Below are 302 nucleotides of genomic sequence, written 5' to 3' on the forward strand. Positions count from 1 at the left end.
CTCATATCCGTGTTCCGTCTGGCGGAACACCAGCCGCAGTGCATCGTGATGCTCGGCGATTTTGGCCAGCGTTTGACGCAGCGCTGTCTGTTCAAAGCCTTCCGCTCGATACAGCATGACCGAATGGTTATAGTGATGCGGATCAACAGGCGTCTGTTCAAAGAACCAGTGCTGGATCGGGAGCAGCGGCGTTGCACCCGTCACTTCCCCTTGATCAACGATGTGGCCGACGATTTGCGCATGCGGGCTGAGTTCAGCTATAGTCAGATACTTGAACAAATGTTTCATGTCCAGCTTGTAGC

General features: G+C 54.0%; 1 protein-coding gene. It reads right to left on the bottom strand.

The features are described from left to right. Positions 1-302, bottom strand: a 302-nt coding sequence (locus L693_RS27920; protein WP_155983802.1) for a condensation domain-containing protein, incomplete at both ends; no start/stop codon positions are given.

Origin of the sequence: Paenibacillus sp. 1-18, assembly GCF_000520755.1 — a bacterium.
GTDB classification, from domain to species: Bacteria; Bacillota; Bacilli; order Paenibacillales; family Paenibacillaceae; genus Paenibacillus; species Paenibacillus brasilensis.